The organism is Agromyces sp. Marseille-P2726, assembly GCF_902809835.1.
Classification (GTDB): Bacteria; Actinomycetota; Actinomycetes; order Actinomycetales; family Microbacteriaceae; genus Agromyces.
Map to the genome: position 1 here is coordinate 176,200 of NZ_CADDWM010000015.1, position 18,355 is coordinate 194,554.

At 70.0% G+C, this 18,355-nt stretch carries 15 protein-coding genes and 3 pseudogenes; 4 read left to right on the forward strand and 14 right to left on the reverse strand.

Features of this window, described 5'->3' with window-relative positions:
• Nucleotides 1–76: 76 nt before the first annotated feature.
• Nucleotides 77–1,429, reverse strand: coding sequence for a glucose-6-phosphate dehydrogenase (locus tag HUS56_RS13430; RefSeq protein ID WP_173923941.1), 1,353 nt, complete (start codon nucleotides 1,427–1,429; stop codon nucleotides 77–79).
• A 62-nt stretch (nucleotides 1,430–1,491) separates the two neighbouring features.
• Here HUS56_RS13430 and HUS56_RS17375 point away from each other — a divergent pair, with 62 nt between their 5' ends.
• Nucleotides 1,492–2,337: an SMP-30/gluconolactonase/LRE family protein gene (locus HUS56_RS17375; protein ID WP_173923942.1), complete on the forward strand. Its 846-nt coding sequence runs from the start codon at nucleotides 1,492–1,494 to the stop codon at nucleotides 2,335–2,337.
• A gap of 86 nt (nucleotides 2,338–2,423) precedes the next feature.
• On the opposite strand, the pseudogene HUS56_RS13440 reads toward HUS56_RS17375, so the two are convergent.
• The 5 genes and pseudogenes from HUS56_RS13440 to dinB all read right to left on the reverse strand — a co-directional run.
• Nucleotides 2,424–4,415 (reverse strand): annotated as a pseudogene (locus tag HUS56_RS13440) (beta-glucosidase); the annotation flags it as partial.
• An 87-nt stretch (nucleotides 4,416–4,502) separates the two neighbouring features.
• Nucleotides 4,503–5,507, reverse strand: coding sequence for a glycoside-pentoside-hexuronide (GPH):cation symporter (locus HUS56_RS13445; protein ID WP_173923943.1), 1,005 nt, complete (start codon nucleotides 5,505–5,507; stop codon nucleotides 4,503–4,505).
• Nucleotides 5,508–5,553: 46 nt separating this feature from the next.
• A pseudogene (locus HUS56_RS17380) lies at nucleotides 5,554–5,877 on the reverse strand (MFS transporter); the annotation flags it as partial.
• A pseudogene (locus HUS56_RS13460) lies at nucleotides 5,877–6,422 on the reverse strand (AAA family ATPase); the annotation flags it as partial. The pseudogenes HUS56_RS13460 and HUS56_RS17380, both read right to left, overlap by 1 nt.
• 246 nt (nucleotides 6,423–6,668) lie before the next feature.
• Nucleotides 6,669–7,865, reverse strand: coding sequence for a DNA polymerase IV (gene dinB / locus HUS56_RS13465; protein ID WP_173924598.1), 1,197 nt, complete (start codon nucleotides 7,863–7,865; stop codon nucleotides 6,669–6,671).
• A 169-nt stretch (nucleotides 7,866–8,034) separates the two neighbouring features.
• On the opposite strand from dinB, the gene HUS56_RS13470 reads away from it, so the two are divergent.
• A complete protein-coding gene (locus tag HUS56_RS13470; RefSeq protein ID WP_173923945.1) occupies nucleotides 8,035–8,457 on the forward strand; it encodes an ester cyclase in 423 nt (140 codons plus the stop codon).
• A 75-nt stretch (nucleotides 8,458–8,532) separates the two neighbouring features.
• Here HUS56_RS13470 and HUS56_RS13475 read toward each other — a convergent pair whose 3' ends face one another.
• Both HUS56_RS13475 and HUS56_RS13480 read right to left on the reverse strand, forming a co-directional pair.
• Nucleotides 8,533–9,156, reverse strand: a complete 624-nt coding sequence (locus tag HUS56_RS13475; RefSeq protein WP_173923946.1) for a cyclodeaminase/cyclohydrolase family protein — start codon at nucleotides 9,154–9,156, stop codon at nucleotides 8,533–8,535.
• Between the two features lie 52 nt (nucleotides 9,157–9,208).
• Nucleotides 9,209–9,985, reverse strand: coding sequence for a hypothetical protein (locus HUS56_RS13480; RefSeq protein WP_173923947.1), 777 nt, complete (start codon nucleotides 9,983–9,985; stop codon nucleotides 9,209–9,211).
• A gap of 95 nt (nucleotides 9,986–10,080) precedes the next feature.
• Between HUS56_RS13480 and HUS56_RS13485 the strand changes: the two genes are divergently transcribed.
• On the forward strand, nucleotides 10,081–11,886 hold the full coding sequence (locus tag HUS56_RS13485; protein ID WP_173924599.1) for a bifunctional 3'-5' exonuclease/DNA polymerase: 1,806 nt from the start codon (nucleotides 10,081–10,083) through the stop codon (nucleotides 11,884–11,886).
• On the opposite strand, the gene HUS56_RS13490 is transcribed toward HUS56_RS13485, so the two are convergent.
• Nucleotides 11,865–12,566: a PadR family transcriptional regulator gene (locus HUS56_RS13490; protein WP_173923948.1), complete on the reverse strand. Its 702-nt coding sequence runs from the start codon at nucleotides 12,564–12,566 to the stop codon at nucleotides 11,865–11,867. The genes HUS56_RS13485 and HUS56_RS13490 overlap by 22 nt on opposite strands.
• 202 nt (nucleotides 12,567–12,768) lie before the next feature.
• On the opposite strand from HUS56_RS13490, the gene HUS56_RS13495 reads away from it, so the two are divergent.
• On the forward strand, nucleotides 12,769–13,290 hold the full coding sequence (locus HUS56_RS13495) for a DUF3145 domain-containing protein (RefSeq protein ID WP_173923949.1): 522 nt from the start codon (nucleotides 12,769–12,771) through the stop codon (nucleotides 13,288–13,290).
• A gap of 158 nt (nucleotides 13,291–13,448) precedes the next feature.
• Here HUS56_RS13495 and HUS56_RS13500 read toward each other — a convergent pair whose 3' ends face one another.
• The 5 genes from HUS56_RS13500 to HUS56_RS13520 all read right to left on the reverse strand — a co-directional run bounded on the left by HUS56_RS13500 (nucleotide 13,449) and on the right by HUS56_RS13520 (nucleotide 18,354).
• Nucleotides 13,449–14,684, reverse strand: coding sequence for a beta-ketoacyl synthase (locus HUS56_RS13500; protein ID WP_173923950.1), 1,236 nt, complete (start codon nucleotides 14,682–14,684; stop codon nucleotides 13,449–13,451).
• An 82-nt stretch (nucleotides 14,685–14,766) separates the two neighbouring features.
• Nucleotides 14,767–15,015, reverse strand: coding sequence for an acyl carrier protein (locus HUS56_RS13505; protein WP_173923951.1), 249 nt, complete (start codon nucleotides 15,013–15,015; stop codon nucleotides 14,767–14,769).
• Nucleotides 15,016–15,079: 64 nt separating this feature from the next.
• On the reverse strand, nucleotides 15,080–16,084 hold the full coding sequence (locus HUS56_RS13510) for a beta-ketoacyl-ACP synthase III (RefSeq protein ID WP_173923952.1): 1,005 nt from the start codon (nucleotides 16,082–16,084) through the stop codon (nucleotides 15,080–15,082).
• A 21-nt stretch (nucleotides 16,085–16,105) separates the two neighbouring features.
• A complete protein-coding gene (locus HUS56_RS13515; protein ID WP_173923953.1) occupies nucleotides 16,106–17,029 on the reverse strand; it encodes an ACP S-malonyltransferase in 924 nt (307 codons plus the stop codon).
• Between the two features lie 110 nt (nucleotides 17,030–17,139).
• Entirely contained in the window at nucleotides 17,140–18,354 is a 1,215-nt protein-coding gene (locus HUS56_RS13520; protein WP_173923954.1) for a CdaR family transcriptional regulator, read from the reverse strand.
• Nucleotide 18,355: the final 1 nt, after the last annotated feature.

Here is an 18,355-nt window from a genome sequence, read left to right on the forward strand (position 1 = left end):
CGCGGCGTCGGACACCCACCTTCAACGATAGGACGCGGGGTGCCTCGGATCGCCCGGATCGAACGGGCGCGGTCGACTATCGGTCGGAGGGGCCGTCGCTGCCGGCCGGGTACTCCTCGAGCGGCACGGCGTCGGCACGCCAGGCTCGAAGCACCGGCTCCATGATCCGCCAGGTCTGCACCGCCTGGTCCCCGCGCACCGACAGGGTGGGGTCGCCGGCGAGCACGCCGGCGAGCACCTCGCCGTAGGCTGGCACATCGCCAGGGTCGAGATCGACGCGCATGGCCACCCGATCCACCTCGAGGGGATCCGCGGGACCGTTCGTGTTGAAGTGGATCCACACCGTTGCAGGGTCGAGCCCGATCTTCACCCGGTCGGGTTCCTCGAACCCCGAGAGGCCGTCGGGAATCCAGTTCGGCTCCTTGAAGGTGATCGCCACGCGCTTGTCGAGGCGGGGAAGCGCCTTTCCGGCACGCAGTCGAAACGGCACGCCCGCCCATCGCCACGTGTTCACCTCAACCGTGACCTCGGCCCAGGTCTCGGTACGCCGATCGGGTTCGACACCCTCCTCGTCGACGTACGCGGGCAGAACCCGGTCGCCCACCTTCCCCGCGGTATAGCGGGCCCGTCGGCTGCTCGCGACCGGATCATCGTTCCAGATGCGCGTCGCCCGCAACACGGCCGCGGCACCGTCGCGCACGTCTCGGGCGCCCAGCGAGCTCGGCGGCTCCATGGCCAGGATGCCGAGCACATGCAGCGCATGGCTCTGCAGCATGTCGACGAGCGCGCCGGCCCGATCGTAGTAACCGGCGCGACCCTCGAGCGCGAGGCTCTCGTCGAGGATGATGTCGACACTGGCGACGTGCGTGGAGCTCAGGACCGCCTCGAACATCCGGTTCGCGAACCGCACGCCGAAGAGGTTCAGCACCGTCGACATGCCGAGGTAGTGATCGACGCGGAAGATCTGGTCTTCTGGAACCAGGCTGCCGACGAGTCGATTGAGCTCCTCGGCGCTCGCGGCATCGGTGCCGAACGGCTTCTCGAGCACCAGCCGCGTGTCGGACGGAAGGTCGACGTCGGCCAGTGCTCGGCAGGCGCGCTCGGTGACCTGGGGCGCCACGGCGAAGTACAGGATGATCGGTGCCGAGGGAAGGGACTCGATGAGACGTGCGAGGTCGTCTGGCGCTGTGGCATCCGCTCGCACGTAACGTGTCGTCTCGATGATCTCGTCGAGGTCGGGGCCGCTCTCGTCGCCGAACGACCGCCGCACGCGCTCGCGCCACTCGCCGTCGCTGAGTTCGCCCCGACCGGAGCCCACCAACCTCACGCTCGTGTGACGGCGGTTGACGAGCGCGGCCAACCCCGGCAGCAGCAGTCGCGCGGTGAGGTCGCCGCCCGCACCCAACACCACCAACGTCGGCGTCGTCATCCTACCAGTGTGTCAGGTTCTGCAAGAGTGGGAACGGAGACATCGACGACGGGTGGCGAGAGATGCGTGCGGAGCAACTGACCGGACCAGAGGTCTACCACGGCGAGGGCCCGGTCTGGTTCCCCGGCTGGGGCGGCCTGCGATTCGTCGACATGCTCGCCGGCGACATCATGACCCTCATGGTCGACGGCACGCTGCAGCGCACGCACGTCGCATCCGTCGCGGCCGCGGTGCGCCCGCGGCAGGGTGGGGGAGCGGTCATCGGGGTGGAGCGAGGATTCGCACTCGAGGAACCCGACGGAACGGTGAGCACCCTCCCCGAGGTGTGGAGCGATCCGGGCATCCGCATGAACGAGGGCGGCTGCGACCCCGACGGCCGCTTCTACTGCGGGTCGATGGCCTACGACCAGGCGCCAGGCGCGGCATCCGTCTACCGTCTCGATCCCGACGGCTCGGTCGTGACCGTGCTCGAGCGGGTCACGGTGTCGAACGGCCTGGAGTGGAGTCCCGACGGCACACGTGCCTACTACAACGACACCGCGACCTCGGCCATCGCGGTGTTCGATTACGACCGCGAGGCTGGGTTCACGAACCGTCGCGTCTTCGCCGAGCTGCCCGACGATGGCAGGCCCGACGGATTGACCGTCGATGCCGAGGGCGGCGTGTGGACGGCGGTGTCGAACGGGAGTGCGGTGTACCGCTACAGCAGCACCGGCGCGCTCGAGGAGCGGCTGACCGTGCCGGCCAGCAAGGTCACCGCCTGCACCTTCGGTGGCGACGCCCTCGACCGGCTGTTCATCACGACGTCGCAGGAGAACGTCGACACGAGCGACGACCCGCTCGCGGGTTCGCTGTTCTTCGCCGACGTCGGAGTCAGGGGAATGCCCGTTCGCACCTTCGCCGGCTGATGGATGCCGCAGCCCACCTTCATCGGTTGGAGATCGTGCCGGTGTGCCGCGTGTCGTCGGCGGACGTGCCGACGTACGGTGTAGTCGCCACGCACCGGCTGGAAGCTGCGCGCACAGTAGTCCCAGACGGCGAACGGATGATGCGTGGCTGCCGGGTCGATCGTGATCGTCACCTCTCGCGACTCGCTCGGTTCGAGGAACACCTTCTGGAATCCGACGAGTCGCCGTGGGGGTTGTCCCTCGGCGGGGACGCCGAGGTAGACCTGCACCACCTCTGCCCCTGCTCTCGCACCCGTATTCGTCAGCGCGGCGGTGACCGTCACGGGCGAGTTCACGCCATCAGGTGCCTCTATCGAGACGTCGTCGAGATCGAACGTGGTGTAGGAGAGGCCGTATCCGAAGCCGAACTGCGGCTGGATTCCCTGCGCCTGGAACCAGCGATAGCCCATCTCCAGTCCCTCGGAGTAGCGGATCACAGGGTAGCCGTCGCCCTCGTCGATGCCCGGGTAGCGTTCGGGATGCCCCGCATAGAGCGTGTCGTCTTCCGATCGCGGATAGGTGGTGGGGACCTTGCCCGACGGATTGACGACCCCGAAGATCAGGTCGGCGACCACGTGCCCGTCTTCGGCGCCCTGGTTCCACACCTCGAGCAGGGTCGGGGCCTGGTCGATCCACGGCATCAGCACGGGGTTGCTGTCCTTGAGCACGACGACCGTTGCCGGGTTGCGACCGAGGAGCTCGGCGAGCATCCGGTCCTGGTCGTTCACCATGTTCGCGTCGGGCTGGTCGGCGCCCTCGGTGGCCACCAGCCCCGCCATCAGCACGACCACGTCGGCGGCGGCGGCCCGCTTCGCCTCGTCGAGATTGGAGAGGTCGTCGGCGACCGTGAACTTCGTGACCGCAGCGGATGACCCGAGGTTGGCCAGCACGTCGCGCATTCCGTCGAGCGGCCGGACCGTGTAGAGCGGCGTCACCTTCGACGATCCGCCGCCGCCGAGGCAGGCCTCATCGACGAACGTGGACTGCCCGATGATGACGATGGAGCCGGCGTGAGGGTCGAGGGGGAGCAGCTTGTCGTCGTTCTTCAGCAGCACGGCCATCTGGGCGCCGATCCTGCGTGAGATCGCTCCATGCGCTGCCGCGTCGATCTCGCGGGGCGCGTACGGTCGTTCGAACTGCCCGAAGCGGAACATCTGCCTGAACCTGCGGATGAGGGCGCGGTCCACGGTGGCCACCTCGAGGCTGGTGTCGTTCAGCGCCGCTTCGATGTTCGCCTGGTTCAGCCACTTGGCGTCGGGCATCTCGTGGTCGAGGCCGGCGTTCAGGGAGGGCGCGGCAGAGCGCGTCGACCAGAAGTCGGACTGCACGTAGCCGTCGAATCCCCACTCGGTGCGCAGGATGTCGGTCAGGGTGTATCGGTACTCGGTGGCGTAGACGCCCCGCACGCGGTTGTACGCGCTCATCACCGCGGCCAGGCCGGCGTCTTTCACGGCCATCTCGAACGGCAGGAGGTACAGCTCGCGCAGCACGTGCTCGTCGACCTCGACGCTGGTGCGGAATCGTTCGTACTCCTGGTCGTTCAGCACGTAGTGCTTCGCCATCGCGATCACGTCGTGCGCCTGGATCGCCCTGGTCACCTCCACGCCCATGACCCCGCTGAGGTAGGGGTCCTCGGAGAAGTACTCGAAGTTGCGGCCGGCGATGGTGGTGCGATGCAGGCACACGCCCGGGCCCTCGAGCACGTGCTGGCCGAGGGTCGCGGTCTCCGAGCCGATGATGTCGCCGTAGGCGTGTGCGAGCTCGGGGTCGAAGCTCGCGGCAACGCCGATGGTCATCGGCAGGGACGTGGCCGGTGGGCTCGGCGTCCCGTCGCCCATCCCGACGCCGACGGGACCGTTGGTGATCCGGAATCGCGGAATTCCCAGCTCGTCCATCGCCGCCACGTGTCGTTCCACCTGGATCTGCGCCGCGAGCTGTTCCATGGCCTCGGCGGATTCCGCGGCCTGGGCCGACATCGCGTAGATGTCGATCGTCTCCATCGCGCCGTGGAGCTGTGCGATCTTCTGCTCCAGCGTCATCGCCGCGACGAGCTTCTCAGCTCGCTCACGAGGTGACGCCGCGGCATCCTGCCAGGGGAACGCAGCTTGGGTCACGGTGACCCTCCTTCACTCTGCGGGCGTCGAGGCAACGCCCGCGTCGGCTCGGCGTTCGGCGATCTCGCCGACGAGACGGCGGTACACGCTCTCGGTCAACGGGTAGGCGAACATGATCAGTCCCGTGACGAGCAGCGTGACCACGAGGACACCACCCGCGGCCACTCGCACGGCGGCGATGGCGCTGTCGGACTGCGTCTCGGCCCCCGACACGTACCCGCCGATGCCGATGGTGTACGCGGCCGCTGCGCCTCCGACGGCTTGGCCCGCCTTGCGCATGAACGAGAGCACGGAGTAGCTGGCACCCTCGGCACGCACGCCGTTCTTCCAGTCGCCGTAGTCGACGGTGTCGGCCTGCAAGGCCCAGATCAGAGTACTGATGAGCCCGAGCGGAACGCCGAGGAGTCCGTAGGCGACGATCCCGATGATCGGGATCGATGACGGGGCGAGCGCGACGCCGAGCGCGACCACGGAACCGATGAACGCCGCGAGCAGGTAGGTGCGTTTCTTGCCGATAGCGCTGATGAGCTTCGGGACGATCGCGGCGGCGACCAGCATGCCTGCGGTCTGCCCGACGGTCAGCCAGATGTAGTAGTCGGCGTTGCCCAGCACATCGCGTGCGTAGTAGACGGCCACCGTCTGCAGCGAGAACATCCCGCTGAGAAATACCAGGGCCGCGATGCAGAGGATGATCAGCGGCCGGTTCTGGCGCAGCATGCTGAGCGTGTCGCGCAGGGTCGTGGTGCTCGTCGAGCGTTTCACCGTCTCGCGCGAGGTGGCGAAGCACCACAGGTACAGGCCGACGCCGACCAGGGCGAACACCACCGTGGTGACGGTCAGTGACAGCTGGAGGTTCTCGGCGCCGTCGATCTGCGGGGCGACGACCAGTGCGATCACGAGGATCGTCAGGCTCGCAGCGATCGACCGAGACGTCGACAGCTTCGCCCGTTCGTCGGACTCCTGCGTCATCGCCGCCGCAAGCGATCCGTAGGGGATGTTGACGAAGCTGTAGACCAAGTTGGAACAGGGCGTAGGTGACGAACGCCCAGATCACCTTGCCGGCGTCGCTGAGTGCACTCGGAATGCTGAACATGGCGACGAGCAGCAGCATCAGCGGAACCGATCCGAACAGGAGGTACGGGCGGAACCGGCCCCACCGAGTGGAGGTCCGGTCGACCCGACCCCCTGCGATGAGGTCCGAGACGCCGCCTCAGATGCGCACGACGAGGAAGAGCGTGCCGGCGGTCGCGGCGCTGATGCCGGCGACATCCGTGTAATAGATCAGGATGAACGCCGAGACCATCGAGAAGGTGAGGTTGTTCGCCGCATCACCCGCCGCATACCCGAGATACTGCGACGTGCGAAGCGAACCTCCGGTCTCGGCCATCAGCGTTCCGATCGACGCTCGGTGCCGCGGGTGGATCGGGCGTCACGGGCGCGGTCCGTGGCCGCTCGGACGATGAGCTCGACGCAGGCGTCGAGGCGCAGGGCCGTCGTGTCGAGCACCAGGTGGTAGAGCGCAGGATCTTCGACGCGGACGCCGTAGACCCTGCGCGCGTACTCCAGCCGGGCGGCATCCGTGCGCTTGAGCCGCCGCGCCGCCGTCTCCTCGTCGATGCCGTACGTCGTCGCCGCCTGCCGCACCCGAGCCTCGACCGGCCCACGCAGATAGACGTGGAGCGCCCAGGGGACGGATTGCAGCACGACCATGGCGGCATGACCCAGTATCACGCCGCCGGTGTGCCGGGTGCGTGCGAGCACCTCCTCGATGTGTCCGCGCACATCGCTCTGCTGCAGATCCAGTCGTTCCATCGACCCGCCGGCCTCGCCCGTCGTGGTGCTCAGACGGCCGAGGCTTGCGGTGAGACGGCCCATCGGCGTGCGGGGCTCATCGCCGATCTGCGCGACCGCCGTCTCGGTCTGTCCCGTATGGGTCGCGACCGCGCGCGAGGTCGCGACCTAGGAACTCGACTCCCAGCCGCTCCGCGACTCGCGGACCCACGACGCTGCAGGCGGCGCCGTACAGGGCGGCCAAGGTCACCAAGGGCGGATGCTGCACGAGGGCGCCCATGCCTATGGGTCTAGCATGCGAGTCGAGGCCCAACAAGCCGTTGAGACGCCCACCCCTTCGACGACCGCATGACGGTCGCCACTGCCAGACGGCGGGCCACATCGCGTTCACTCGTGTTCGGGCAGCAGCGGCGGCGACCAGCCCGGATCGCGACCGAGCTGCGCGGCTCGCGCGACGGACATCGCGCCGAAGCGATCGCGCACTGCATCCAGCGCCCGGTCGAGGCGTGCCCCGTCGTCCCAGTCGATCGGCAGTTCCGGCTGGATGCCGTCGGCCCGTGCCAGCTGTGCCAGCGAGACGCCGATCAGGGTGATGCCGCGTTCGGCGATCTCGGGCAGCGCCGCGGTGAGCAGCCCTCGCGCGACGGCCAGCAGCACTGCCGTGCGGTCGGACGGTGCACCGAGGGTGCGAGATCGGGTGGCCTTCGCGAAGTCCCCATAGCGAAGACGCAGCACGACGGTGCGGCACATCCGGCCCCCATCGCGGAGACGGCGGACGAGCCGATCGACGATCTGGGTGAGGATGAGGTCGAGTTCGTCGGGTGAGCGCGGACGGCTGCCGAGCGCCCGCTGGGAGCCGATCGAGCCGCGGCGGCGGGTGGTGTCGACCGGGCGGGGGTCGCGGAGCCGGGCCAACGCGTGGAGGTGTGCGCCGGTCGCACTGCCCAGTAGCCTCTCCGCGGTCGCGGCTTCGAGCTCGGCCAGTTGACCGACCGTGCGAATACCGAGACGGTGCAGCTTCTCAGCGTTGACGGCACCCACTCCCCACAGCCGCTCGACGGGCAGCGGGAGCAGGAACGCCTGCTCGCGCTCGGGCTCGACCACGAGAAGCCCGTCGGGCTTGCTCACCGCACTGGCGACCTTCGCGAGGAACTTGGTGCGCGCGATCCCGACCGAGATGGGCAGCCCGACCTCTGTACGAACCCGCTCACGCAATCGCACCGCGATCTGCTCGGGAGTGCCTGCGATGCGTCGGAGACCCCCGACCTCGAGGAACGCCTCGTCGATGGAGATCCCCTCCACGAGCGGCGTCGTATCGCGGAAGATCGCGAACACAGCGCGGCTGGCCGTCGAATAGGCGTCCATCCGTGGCCGGACGACCACCGCATCGGGGCAGAGGTCGCGCGCCTGTCGGCCGCCCATGGCGGTGCGCACCCCACGGGCCTTCGCCTCGTAGCTCGCCGCCAGCACGACACCGCCGCCGACGATGACCGGCCGGCCGCGCAGCTCGGGCGCGTCACGCTGTTCGACCGAGGCGTAGAACGCGTCGAGATCCGCGTGCAACACCGTGGCCTCGCCCCGCATCCCGCCTCCCACCGTTCGCCCCTACTGCGGATGGTCGCATGCACCGGGGACACGCGCTGGTCCGTTCCCTCGCGGCGATTCGTTGACGCGGCCCGCCGGCCGGGGCCAGCCTGTAGGAGACAGGCGGAACCATTCCCCGCCATCACCGACGCCTCGAGGAGCGATCGCCATGTCCGCATCCACCCATGAGACGCTGATCCGCGAGTACATCGACGCGGTGTTCAACCGGCATGAGCTCGACGATCTCGGGTCGTACTGGGTCGAGGACCTCTCGTCCCACTGGATGGGCCAGGAGACCCTTGAGGGACTGCCGGCGTGGCGGGCGGCGATGTCGAGCTTCTTCACCGCCTTCCCCGACCTCACCTACACGCTCGACGACCTCTTCTTCGCCGGCGACCGCGGCGTGTGGCGCGGTCGCTGGCGCGGAACTCTGCACGGCGACTGGGCCGGGATCGCCGCGTCGGGGAGAAAGGCGGTGTGGACCGCCATCATCATCGGGCGCTTCGCTGGCGGGAAGCTCGCGGAGGACTGGGTGGAATACGACCGGCTCGGCCTCTATCGCCAGCTCGGCGACATCCCGCTCGACGGTTGATCGACGAGTCGGGCGGCCAGCCGGCGTCACCGTGCGTCGCGGCTCTGGCGGGGCGCCCTCCGATCCGGGCTTGCGTCAGCGAAGCGCGTCTGCCAGTCGGTCCACCTCGGCTCGCGCGTGTTCGAGCTCATCGAGGTCGCGCTGGAACGTGTCGATGCGATCGTCGAGATCGTCGCCGGAAGCGCGGTGCGCCGACAGGATCTGCAGGTCGGCTCTCGCCGTGGCTGCTGACCCGGCGAGCGCCGCCGAAAGCGCTTCGACGGCGACGATGAGGTCGGCTTCGACATGGCGGTTGCCGATGTCGGCGAGCAGGCGCGCTTCGTCGACGAGGGATGCCGCGAGCCTGCCCACCGCGACCGAGGAAGCCGTCGCCTCGACGGTGGTCGAGCGCACCGCGCGTTCGCGATCAGGACCGGCATCCATCGCGAGCGCCGCCCCGAACGCGGCAGATCGCTCGCCGTCCGTCTCCGCTGCCGCGGTCGCCCGGCGTCGAACCCGGTCGACCCTCGCGGACGCCCGCCCGGCTGCCGGATCGTCATCCGAGTATCCGGCCACCATGCCGAGCAGGGCAGCGGAGATGGCCGTCATCACCGCGCACGCCGCGCCGCCTCCGGGCGCTCCGTGCGCCTGCGCCAGGTGGTGCAGCCACTCGTCGAGCGGTGTCTCGCTGGCAACGAGGTCCTCGTCGTCGGCGCTCATGTCGATCGAGGTGACACTCGAGGTCGGTTGGATGCAAGCCGTGCCATGGCTCTCAGCCTAGGTCGAGCGTCTCGGGAGCCGCAGCGATGAGAGGCCCGACCGAGATCGCATCGACGGCGGCGTCTCCGCGGATGCGCCGCATGGTGGCGACCACTTCTGCGACGACGTCGGGGGTGAGCTGGCCGCACACCACGCTATGAGGGCCGAGCGGAGCGAGCCCGCCCGCACGAACTCGAATCACCTCCCAGCCGACTTCGCGCAGCGCGTCGTCTTTCTCGAGGTCGGATGCCTCCTTCAGCACCAGGTGCGCACGCCGAGACCGACCCGGGTCGTCGTACTCGACGGCGATGCGCAGCGCCGGCACGATGACGTCGGGCCAGACCTCGCGGCGGCTGTAGAACGTGCGCGCGATGTGGATGGCGTTGACGCGGTGATTGAGTCGGATGCGTTCGGCGAGCATCGCCTTGAGCCGCTGTTCGGTCTGCGAGGTGCGCGTTCGCAGCGATGGGTTCATGAACGGCAAACCCGCCTCGGCGACCGCCGCCGGAGCGGTCGCGCTCGTGCGGCACTTGGCGCACGCGGTGCCGGTGAGCATCTCGCGCACCGTGGCCGTGTAGCGATCGTGCCCGCGCGTGCAGACCCACTCGTAGCTGGCGCCGACTCGGGTCTCGCGGGCGAGCGCGGTGCGATGCGGCGGAGCCACCCTGCCGAGAAGCTCTGCTCGCGACCGGTGGGTCTCGTCGATCAGCATGCAGAGCGGACAGACGCGGCCCAGCGCCACGACCCCCGCGGCCCCGGCGTCGGCGCCGTGCCCGCACCGGAAGCTCACCGCGACCACGGTCGATCACCCCGAAGTTCCACGGGTCCATCGTGGCGGATGCCGCCGACACTGTCGTCCGCTGCCACGAGAATGAGCAGGTGCACGTGATCATCGGGGCCGCGGGGCGAGACCGATTTGCGCTCACCGTTCCCGAGCGAGGAGGCGAGCCGATCGCCGTCGTGGCGACCGATGAGCTTCCCGACGTCGTGCGAGAGCTCGAGGCGAGGTCGAGGCCCCGCTGGGTGTGGGCCGACACCCGCCGGTCGTACCCAGCCCTGCTCGAGGCCGGCGTGCGGGTCGGGCGTTGCCACGACCTCCGTCTCTGCGGTGCCATCGTCGACCACTCGACGTTCACCGAGCAGACTCGGGCGACGGGGCGGTATCCGCGGCCCGCATGGCTGCCGCCGGGTCCTGCCGAGGCGGGGCAGTCCGTTCCCGCCCCATCGACCGACCGAAGCACCACGCTCTTCGACCTCGACGACTTCGATGACGGGACGCAGGGGTCGCGGCCGGACGACCGAAGGCCGGCAGCGAGCGAGGCCGCGAAGGATGCCGCCATCGGCCCCGACCCGGCCGGCGACGCGCTGACCCGTGAGCTCGAGCGCCAGCTCGCCCTGGTCGACGAGAGCTCCGACCCGGCCGCCCTTCGCCTCCTCCTCGCCGCCGAGTCGGCGGGCGCCCTCATCGGCGCCGAGATGCAGGCGGCGGGTCTCCCTTGGGATCGCAGGGTTCACGAGTCCGTGCTCGAGGGCGAGCTCGGCCCTCGGCCCGCGCCCGGATGGAAGCCGGCACGGATGGAGGAGCTCGCCGCCCGGGTGCGCGACGAGCTCGGCGCGGCATCCGTGAACCTCGACTCCCAGGTCGACCTCCTGCGTGCGCTCCGTGCCGCGGGCATCGGCGTCTCGTCGACCGCGAGGTGGGAGCTGCGGGAGCACGACCACCCGGCCATCGAGCCGCTCATCGCCTACAAGAAGCTGGCGCGGTTGCTCAGTGCCAACGGCTGGGCCTGGCTCGACGAGTGGGTGGTCGACGGGCGGTTCCGTCCCGAGTACGTGCCCGGGGGCACGGCGACCGGCCGGTGGGCCACTTCGGGTGGCGGCGCACTGCAGCTGCCGAAACTCGTGCGCCGCGCCGTGGTCGCCGATCCCGGCTGGACGCTCGTGGTGGCCGACGCGGCCCAGCTCGAGCCGCGGGTGCTCGCCGGCATGTCGCACGACGAGGCGATGGCGGCGGCGAGTCGTGGTCGCGATCTCTACGCCCGACTGGTCGATGCCGGTGTCGTCGCCACCCGTGACGAGGCGAAGATCGCCATCCTCGGCGCGATGTACGGCGCCACCACCGGCGACAGCGGGCGGCTCGTGCCGCGGCTCGCACGGGCGTTCCCCCGTGCGATGGCGCTGGTCGACCGTGCGGCGCACGTGGGCGAGCGCGGCGGTTCGGTGACGACGCTCCTCGGCCGATCCTCGCCTCCGCCGTCCGCAGAGTGGCGCGCGGTGCAAGCGCGGGCAAGCGAACCCGAGGCGACGCCTTCCGATGAGCGTCGCGCGAGATCGTCGGCGCGCGATTGGGGCCGATTCACGAGGAACTTCGTCGTGCAGGGCAGCGCGGCCGAGTGGTCGTTGTGCTGGATGGCGGCACTTCGGAGCCGCCTCGAGGTCATCGCGCGTCGCACCGGCGCCCAGTTCGCCGACGCGCCACGGTCGGGCCCCGTCTTCCGACGTGCGCCGCACCTCGTCTACTACCTGCACGACGAGATCATCGTGCATGCCCCCGAACCGGTCGCCGCCGAGGTCGCTGATGCCGTGCAGGCGTCGGCACGGGAGGCCGGGCGCCTCCTGTTCGCTGAGTTCCCGGTGGAGTTCCCGCTCGCCCTCGCGGTGGTCGAGAGCTACGCGATGGCCGGAGGCTGAGCCGCTTCGCGAGCGGTGGTGTCCGCCGACGACCTCGCGGCGGGCCGTCGTCCGCGCTTGGGTCGCGTCGCCTTCGGCGGATACGCGAGGCGGTCGGCCGCCGCGACGGCGTCGATCCAGGCGAGCGCCGCGTGAGCGCGATGCAGATCGGCGGATGCCGCGAGCCGGGCGAGGTCGGCCTCGGCCTCGTCCTCCGCGTCGACCGTTCCGGCTGTGCCGTCTCGTGTGGCGTGTTCGACGCGGGCCGACGCGACATCTCGCCGTGCCGACCACCGATCGCGTTCCTCGGCCACGACGGTCGCGGCGTCGCACTCCGGCAGCGAACGCGCGATGAGCACGCGGTCGATCGTCTCGTCCCACGGGTCGGAACCCGAGGCATCCGCCCCGTGCAACCACCCCACAGCCGCCTCGCGACCGGCAGCGGTGAGGCGATGGAGCGGGAGACCGTCGTCGGTCGCCCCCGCCGGCTCGATCAGCCCCTGCCGGGCGGGCCGCTCGAGGGTGGCGTACGTCTGCCCGACGTTGCCCGTTCGCCGACCGCCGGTGCGGGCGATGATGCCCCCGTGCAGCTGGAATCCGTACGCTGGACCGGCGGTGAGCAGCGCGAGCAGCGCGTCGCGAACGGCCATGGAGCCTCCGGTGGAGAGGAACGGGAACGGTGAGAACGCTTCACCGAGCATACTGTTCTCCTGGTGCGGAGGGTACGGCCGGACACACTCCGAGATGGCGCGATCCGCGCCGTTCCGCCCGTGTGGAGCCTTGTCATGCACGGCAATCCCCGGCATAATCGCCCATGACGGCCCAGCCGTCGGCAATCGAACACACCGCAATCCGCAGTTCCGAGGTCGTAGGGGAAGACGCACCTCGAGAACGGAGACGGAGATGGCGGAGAAGGTCACGCACGCCGCGCGCACAGCGCGAGGCGTGCTGTTCGTGCATTCATCGCCGCGGGCGCTCTGCCCGCATGTGGAATGGGCCGCCGGGCGGGCGCTCGGCTCTGCCGTGAACTTCGACTGGTCGGAACAGCCGGTCTACCGCGGCCTGCTCCGAACCGAGTACTACTGGGAGGGCGAGACGGGCACCGGTGCGAAGCTCGCGTCGGCACTTCGCGGCTGGGAGCAGCTCCGGTTCGAGGTGAGCGAAGACCCGAGCCCCGGCTCCGACGGCGCGCGATGGATGCACACACCCGATCTCGGCGTGTTCTTCGCGCAGACCGATACCGCGGGCAACGTCGTCGTGCCCGAGGACCGGATCCGCTACGCCATGGAGATCGCCGGCCACGACACGATCGAGCTGCACCGCGAGCTCCGACTCGCGCTCGGCCAGGCGTGGGACGACGAGCTCGAACCGTTCCGGCACGCGAGTGACTTCGCCCCGGTCGTCTGGTTGCACCAGGTCGGCTGATTCGGCTGCCGACGCGATGGCGTGACGCGATCGTCGGATGATCCTTCCCGGCGCTTGCACGACCGAAATCGCGGACGCGACGCGGAAGACCCCGACCGACGGATGGCGGTCGGGGTCTTCCGCGGTGAGCCCGGATGCCCCGGGGCGCCCGCTCCCGCTCAGGCAGTGCGGAACGCCGCGACGGCGTTGTGGCCGCCGAACCCGAACGAGTTCGAGATCGCCACGAGGTCGCCGTCTCCGAGGGGGCGCGGCGAGGTGACGACGTCGAGCGGGATCTCGGGGTCCTGGTCGGTGAGGTTGATCGTGGGCGGAGCGGTTCGCTCGTGGAGGGCGAGCACCGTGAAGATCGCCTCGATCGCACCCGCGCCGCCGAGGAGGTGCCCGGTGGACGCCTTCGTGGCGGTGACGGCGATGTCGTCGAGGCCACTGCCGAAGATGCGGCGGAGCGCGTTGTACTCCGCGATGTCGCCGACGGGTGTGCTCGTCGCGTGCGCGTTCACGTGCACGACGTCGGTGAGCGCCGCGCCGGCACCCTCGACGGCCTGCTTCATCGCCCGCGCCGCCGCCGAGCCCTCGGGGTCGGGCGCTGTGATGTGGTACGCGTCGCTCGTCACCGAGCCGCCGAGCAGCTCGGCGTAGATGCGGGCGCCGCGCGCCTTGGCGTGCTCCTCGGTCTCGATGACGAGTGCGGCGCCCCCCTCGCCGAGCACGAATCCGTCTCGCCCGACGTCGTACGGCCGCGAAGCGCCCGCCGGGTCGTCGTTGCGCCGCGACAGAGCCTGCATGGAGGCGAACGCGGCGATGGGCAGCGGGTGGATCGCGGCCTCCGAACCGCCGGCGATCACGACATCGGCGAGGCCCAGCTGGAGATGATCGTACGCGTTCACGAGGGCCTCGGTGCTCGACGCGCACGCCGAGACGACCGTGCGGATGCCGGCTCGAGCGTGGAGGTCCATGCCGATCGCCGCGCCGGGGCCGTTCGGCATGAGCATCGGCACGGTCATCGGCAGCACCCGGCGCGGGCCCCGCTCGCGCAGCGTGTCCCACGCGTCGAGGAGCGTCCAGACGCCACCGATGCCGGTCGACCAGTCGACCGCGAGGCGTTCGGGCGCCACTTCGGGCGCACCGGCGTCGGCCCACGCCTCTCGGCCGGCGAGCAGCGCGAGCTGGCTCGAGGGGTCGAGTCGCTTCTGCTCGTGGCGTTCGAGCACCGTGTGCGGCGCGACCTTGGCGGTCGCGGCGAACGTCACCGGCAGCTCGAGCTCACCCACCCACTCCTGTTCGAGGTGGCGGGCGCCGGACTCGCCGGCGAGCAGGGCGTTCCAGCTGTCGCGAGCGGTGCCGCCGAGCGGCGAGGATGCACCGATCCCGGTGACGACGATCTTCTTGGTCATGACGAAAGCACTCCGTTGGAGGAAGGGGGATCACGCCGACGGGCGGGCCGCACGAGGTCGCGCGGGCCCGCCCGATCAGCGACTAGGCCTGGGCCTTGACGATGTAGTCGACGGCGTCGCCGACGGTCTTGAGGTTCTTGACCTCTTCGTCGGGGATCTTGACGTCGAACTTCTCCTCGGCGTTGACGACGATCGTCATCATCGAGATCGAGTCGATATCGAGGTCATCGGTGAACGACTTGTCCAGCTCAACCGTGTCGGTCGCGATGCCGGTCTCGTCGTTGATGAGCTCGGCCAGGCCGGCAAGCACTTCTTCGGTGGACAATGCCATGTTCTTCTCCTTGAGGGTGTCTCGTTTGACCGAGAGACAGTCTAGATGGACGCGGGTCGGCGGTTCAGGGCAGAACCACCACTTGGGCGCCGAACACGAGGCCGGCGCCGAAGCCGATCTGGAGGGCCAGCCCTCCGGAGAGCTCGGGGTGCTCCTCGAGGAGCCGGTGCGTTGCGAGCGGGATGGAGGCCGCCGACGTGTTGCCCGTCGTGGCGATGTCCCGTGCGATGACCACGGACTCGGGGAGCTTCAGCTGCTTCGCGAACTCGTCGATGATGCGCATGTTCGCCTGGTGGGGGATGAACGCGGCGAGGTCGGCGCTCGTGACGCCCGCGGCATCCATTGCCTGCTTCGCCACCTTGGCCATGTCCCACACGGCCCAGCGGAAGACGGTCTGGCCCTCTTGGCGGAGGGTCGGCCACTCGGATGCCCCGTCGCGGAACTCGGTGAGCGTGTGGTTCATGCCGACGGCCGCCGCCTTCGAGCCATCGGAGCCCCACACGGTGCGTGCGATGCCGGGGAAGTCGCTCGGCCCGAGCACGACGGCACCGGCACCGTCGCCGAGGAGGAAGGAGATGCTGCGATCGGTGGGGTCGACGACGTCGGACAGCTTCTCGGCGCCGATGACGAGTGCGTAGTGGGCGACGCCCGTGCGGATGAGGGCGTCGGCCTGGGCGATGGCGTAGGCGTAGCCGGCGCACGCCGCGTTGGTGTCGTACGCCGCCGCCGGGTTCGCGCCGACGCGATCGGCCACGACGGCTGCCATCGACGGGGTCTGCTGGACGTTCGAGATCGTCGCGATGATGACGAGGTCGATGAGCTCGGGCGCGACCCCCGACCGCCCGATGGCCTCGCGCGCGGCCTCCGTCGCCAGGTCGACCGCAGCCACGTCGGCACCCGCTCGGGTACGGGTCACGATGCCGGTGCGCTGCTGGATCCACTCGTCGGAGGAGTCGATCGGCCCGACGAGGTCGTCGTTCGGCACGGCGTTCTCGCCGCGGGCCGCGCCCACCGCGTAGATACGGGTGTAGGCCGGTCCGTGCGACTGCTGGAGGGTGTGCTTGATCATGCGTGGCTTTCTCGTGGGCGGTCAGGCGGCAGCCTGGTCGATGAGCTCGATCGCGGCGGGGAGGTCGTCGGGAGTCTTCACGGCGATGGTGGGCACGCCCTTCAGCGCGCGCTTGGCGAGCCCGACCAGGGCTCCGGCGGGCACCACCTCGATGATGCCGGTGACGCCGGCCGCGGCGAACGACTCCATGCACCGGTCCCATCGCACGGGGGACGACACCTGTCGGACGAGCAGGTCGACGAAGGCCCGTCCGGATGCCACGGTGCCGCCGTCGCGGTTCGACCACAGCGTCACCCCGGGGTCGGAGACATCGTGGTCGGCCGCGACCGCCGCGGGGCGTTCGACCGCCGGTCGCATGTAGCGCGTGTGGAACGCGCCGGCCACTTGGAGGGGGATCACGCGCGCACCCGCGGGCGGCTCGGCCTTGAGCGTCTCGAGCGCGTCGAGTGCACCGGCGACGACGATCTGCCCGCCTCCATTGAAGTTCGCGGGCTCGAGGCCGAGTTCGGCGAGACGCGCGAGCAGGGCGTCTTCGTCGGCGCCGATGACCGCGCTCATGCCGGTCGGCGCGAGCGCCGCGGCATCCGCCATCGCTCGCCCACGCTCGGCCACGAAGCGCATGGCGTCGACGTCGGCCCAGATGCCGGCCCCGGCCGCGGCGGTGATCTCACCCACCGAGTGGCCGGCGATGCCGCCGATGCGAGCGGTGCGGCCGGCGGCCAGGAGCGTGCGAAGAGCGAGGGGGCCAGCCGCGACGATGAGCGGCTGGGCGACCGCCGTGTCGCGGATGGTGTCGGCGTCGCTCACGGTGCCGTGGGCCGCGAGGTCGATGCCCGCGGCATCCGACAGCTCGGCCAGGTGCTCTGCAGCGGACTCGTCGGCGAGCCATGGGGAGAGGAATCCTGGGGTCTGGGAGCCCTGTCCAGGGCAGACGACGACGATCACCTTCCCAGTCTGCCAATCAGCGTCGAACCGGGAGTGTGTCGTTTCGACAAGCTCTCGTCGAAAGCATTGTGCGTGGCCGACATGAGTCTCCGGTCGGTGGTGACGGTGTCTCAGCTCGGCCGGCGCCGAGGCTGGTGCTCGTGGTCGCTCATCGACCCGATGATGAGCGCTGCTTGGAGGATGAGCGCCTCACGTGCCCCGGTCGCGTCCCAGCCGATGACGTCGGAGACCCGCTTCAATCGGTACCGGACCGTGTTGGGGTGCACGAACAGCTCGCGTGCCGTCGCCTCGAGGGAGCGTCCGTTGTCGAGGTAGCTCCACAGCGTCGTCAGGAGCTCGGTGGAGTGCGCCTGCAGCGGGCGGTAGATGCGGTGCACGAGCGTGGCGCGCGCGAGCGGATCGCCGGCGAGCGCGCGCTCGGGCAGGAGATCGTCGGCGTGCACGGGGCGCGGGGCGTGCCGCCAGGAGTTGGCGACGGCGAACCCGGCGAGCGCGGCCTTGGCGCTCTTCGACGCGTCGACGAGGTTCGGCACTTCGTGGCCGAGCACGAGGTGTCCGGAACCGAAGTGCGGCTCCAGCTGGGTTGCGATCTCCATGAAACTCAGCGCGGGAGCGGTGCCGATCGATTCCTCGGCATCGGGGCCGAGCGGGTCGGAGCGCCCGATGACGAGTACGAGTCGGTTGCCCTGCACCCCGATGAGGACATCGGCCTGCATGTGGCGGGCCGCGCGGCGCACCTGGTCGACGTCGAGCTGCTTCGGGGCAGTGCCGACGAGCACGGCGACCTCACCGTGGCCGTGCCAGCCGAGGGCCGCGATGCGGCTCGGGAGCTCGTCGTCGTACTCGCCCGAGAGGATGGAATCGACGACGAGCGCCTCGAGGCGGGCATCCCAGAGTCCGCGCGCCTCCGCGGCGCGAGCATAGACGTCGGCCGCGGCGAACGCGATCTCGCGGGAGTAGAGCAGGATCGCCTCGCGCAACTCTTCGCCGCCACCGTTCTTGACGCGTTCCTCGACCACCTCCACCGTGACCCGGATGAGCTGCAGCGTCTGCTGCAGGCTCACCGAGCGGAGGAGTTCACGGGGCGCCGCGCCGAAGACGTCGGCGGCGATCCACGGCGTCGACCGCGGATCGTCGTACCAGGCGATGAAGGAGGAGATGCCCGCCTGCGCGACCAGCCCGACGGCGGATCGGCGGCTGGGAGGCATGTCGCCGTACCAGGGGAGGGTGTCCTCGAGGCGCTTCAGCGTCTGGGTCGAGAGTTCTCCCGCGATGGTGCGCAACCACGCGAGGGTCTCGGCCTTCGTCCTGGGCTTCGTCGCCACC

Coding starts and splice junctions, on each gene's coding strand:
- HUS56_RS13505 (WP_173923951.1), bottom strand. CDS start 15,015: ATGGCATTGTCCACCGAAGAAGTGCTTGCCGGCCTGGCCGAGCTCATC.
- HUS56_RS13510 (WP_173923952.1), bottom strand. CDS start 16,084: ATGATCAAGCACACCCTCCAGCAGTCGCACGGACCGGCCTACACCCGT.
- HUS56_RS13430 (WP_173923941.1), bottom strand. CDS start 1,429: ATGACGACGCCGACGTTGGTGGTGTTGGGTGCGGGCGGCGACCTCACC.
- dinB (WP_173924598.1), bottom strand. CDS start 7,865: ATGCGGGGCGAGGCCACGGTGTTGCACGCGGATCTCGACGCGTTCTAC.
- HUS56_RS13490 (WP_173923948.1), bottom strand. CDS start 12,566: ATGCTCGGTGAAGCGTTCTCACCGTTCCCGTTCCTCTCCACCGGAGGC.
- HUS56_RS13500 (WP_173923950.1), bottom strand. CDS start 14,684: ATGACCAAGAAGATCGTCGTCACCGGGATCGGTGCATCCTCGCCGCTC.
- HUS56_RS13475 (WP_173923946.1), bottom strand. CDS start 9,156: ATGAGCGCCGACGACGAGGACCTCGTTGCCAGCGAGACACCGCTCGAC.
- HUS56_RS17375 (WP_173923942.1), top strand. CDS start 1,492: ATGCGTGCGGAGCAACTGACCGGACCAGAGGTCTACCACGGCGAGGGC.
- HUS56_RS13495 (WP_173923949.1), top strand. CDS start 12,769: ATGGCGGAGAAGGTCACGCACGCCGCGCGCACAGCGCGAGGCGTGCTG.
- HUS56_RS13470 (WP_173923945.1), top strand. CDS start 8,035: ATGTCCGCATCCACCCATGAGACGCTGATCCGCGAGTACATCGACGCG.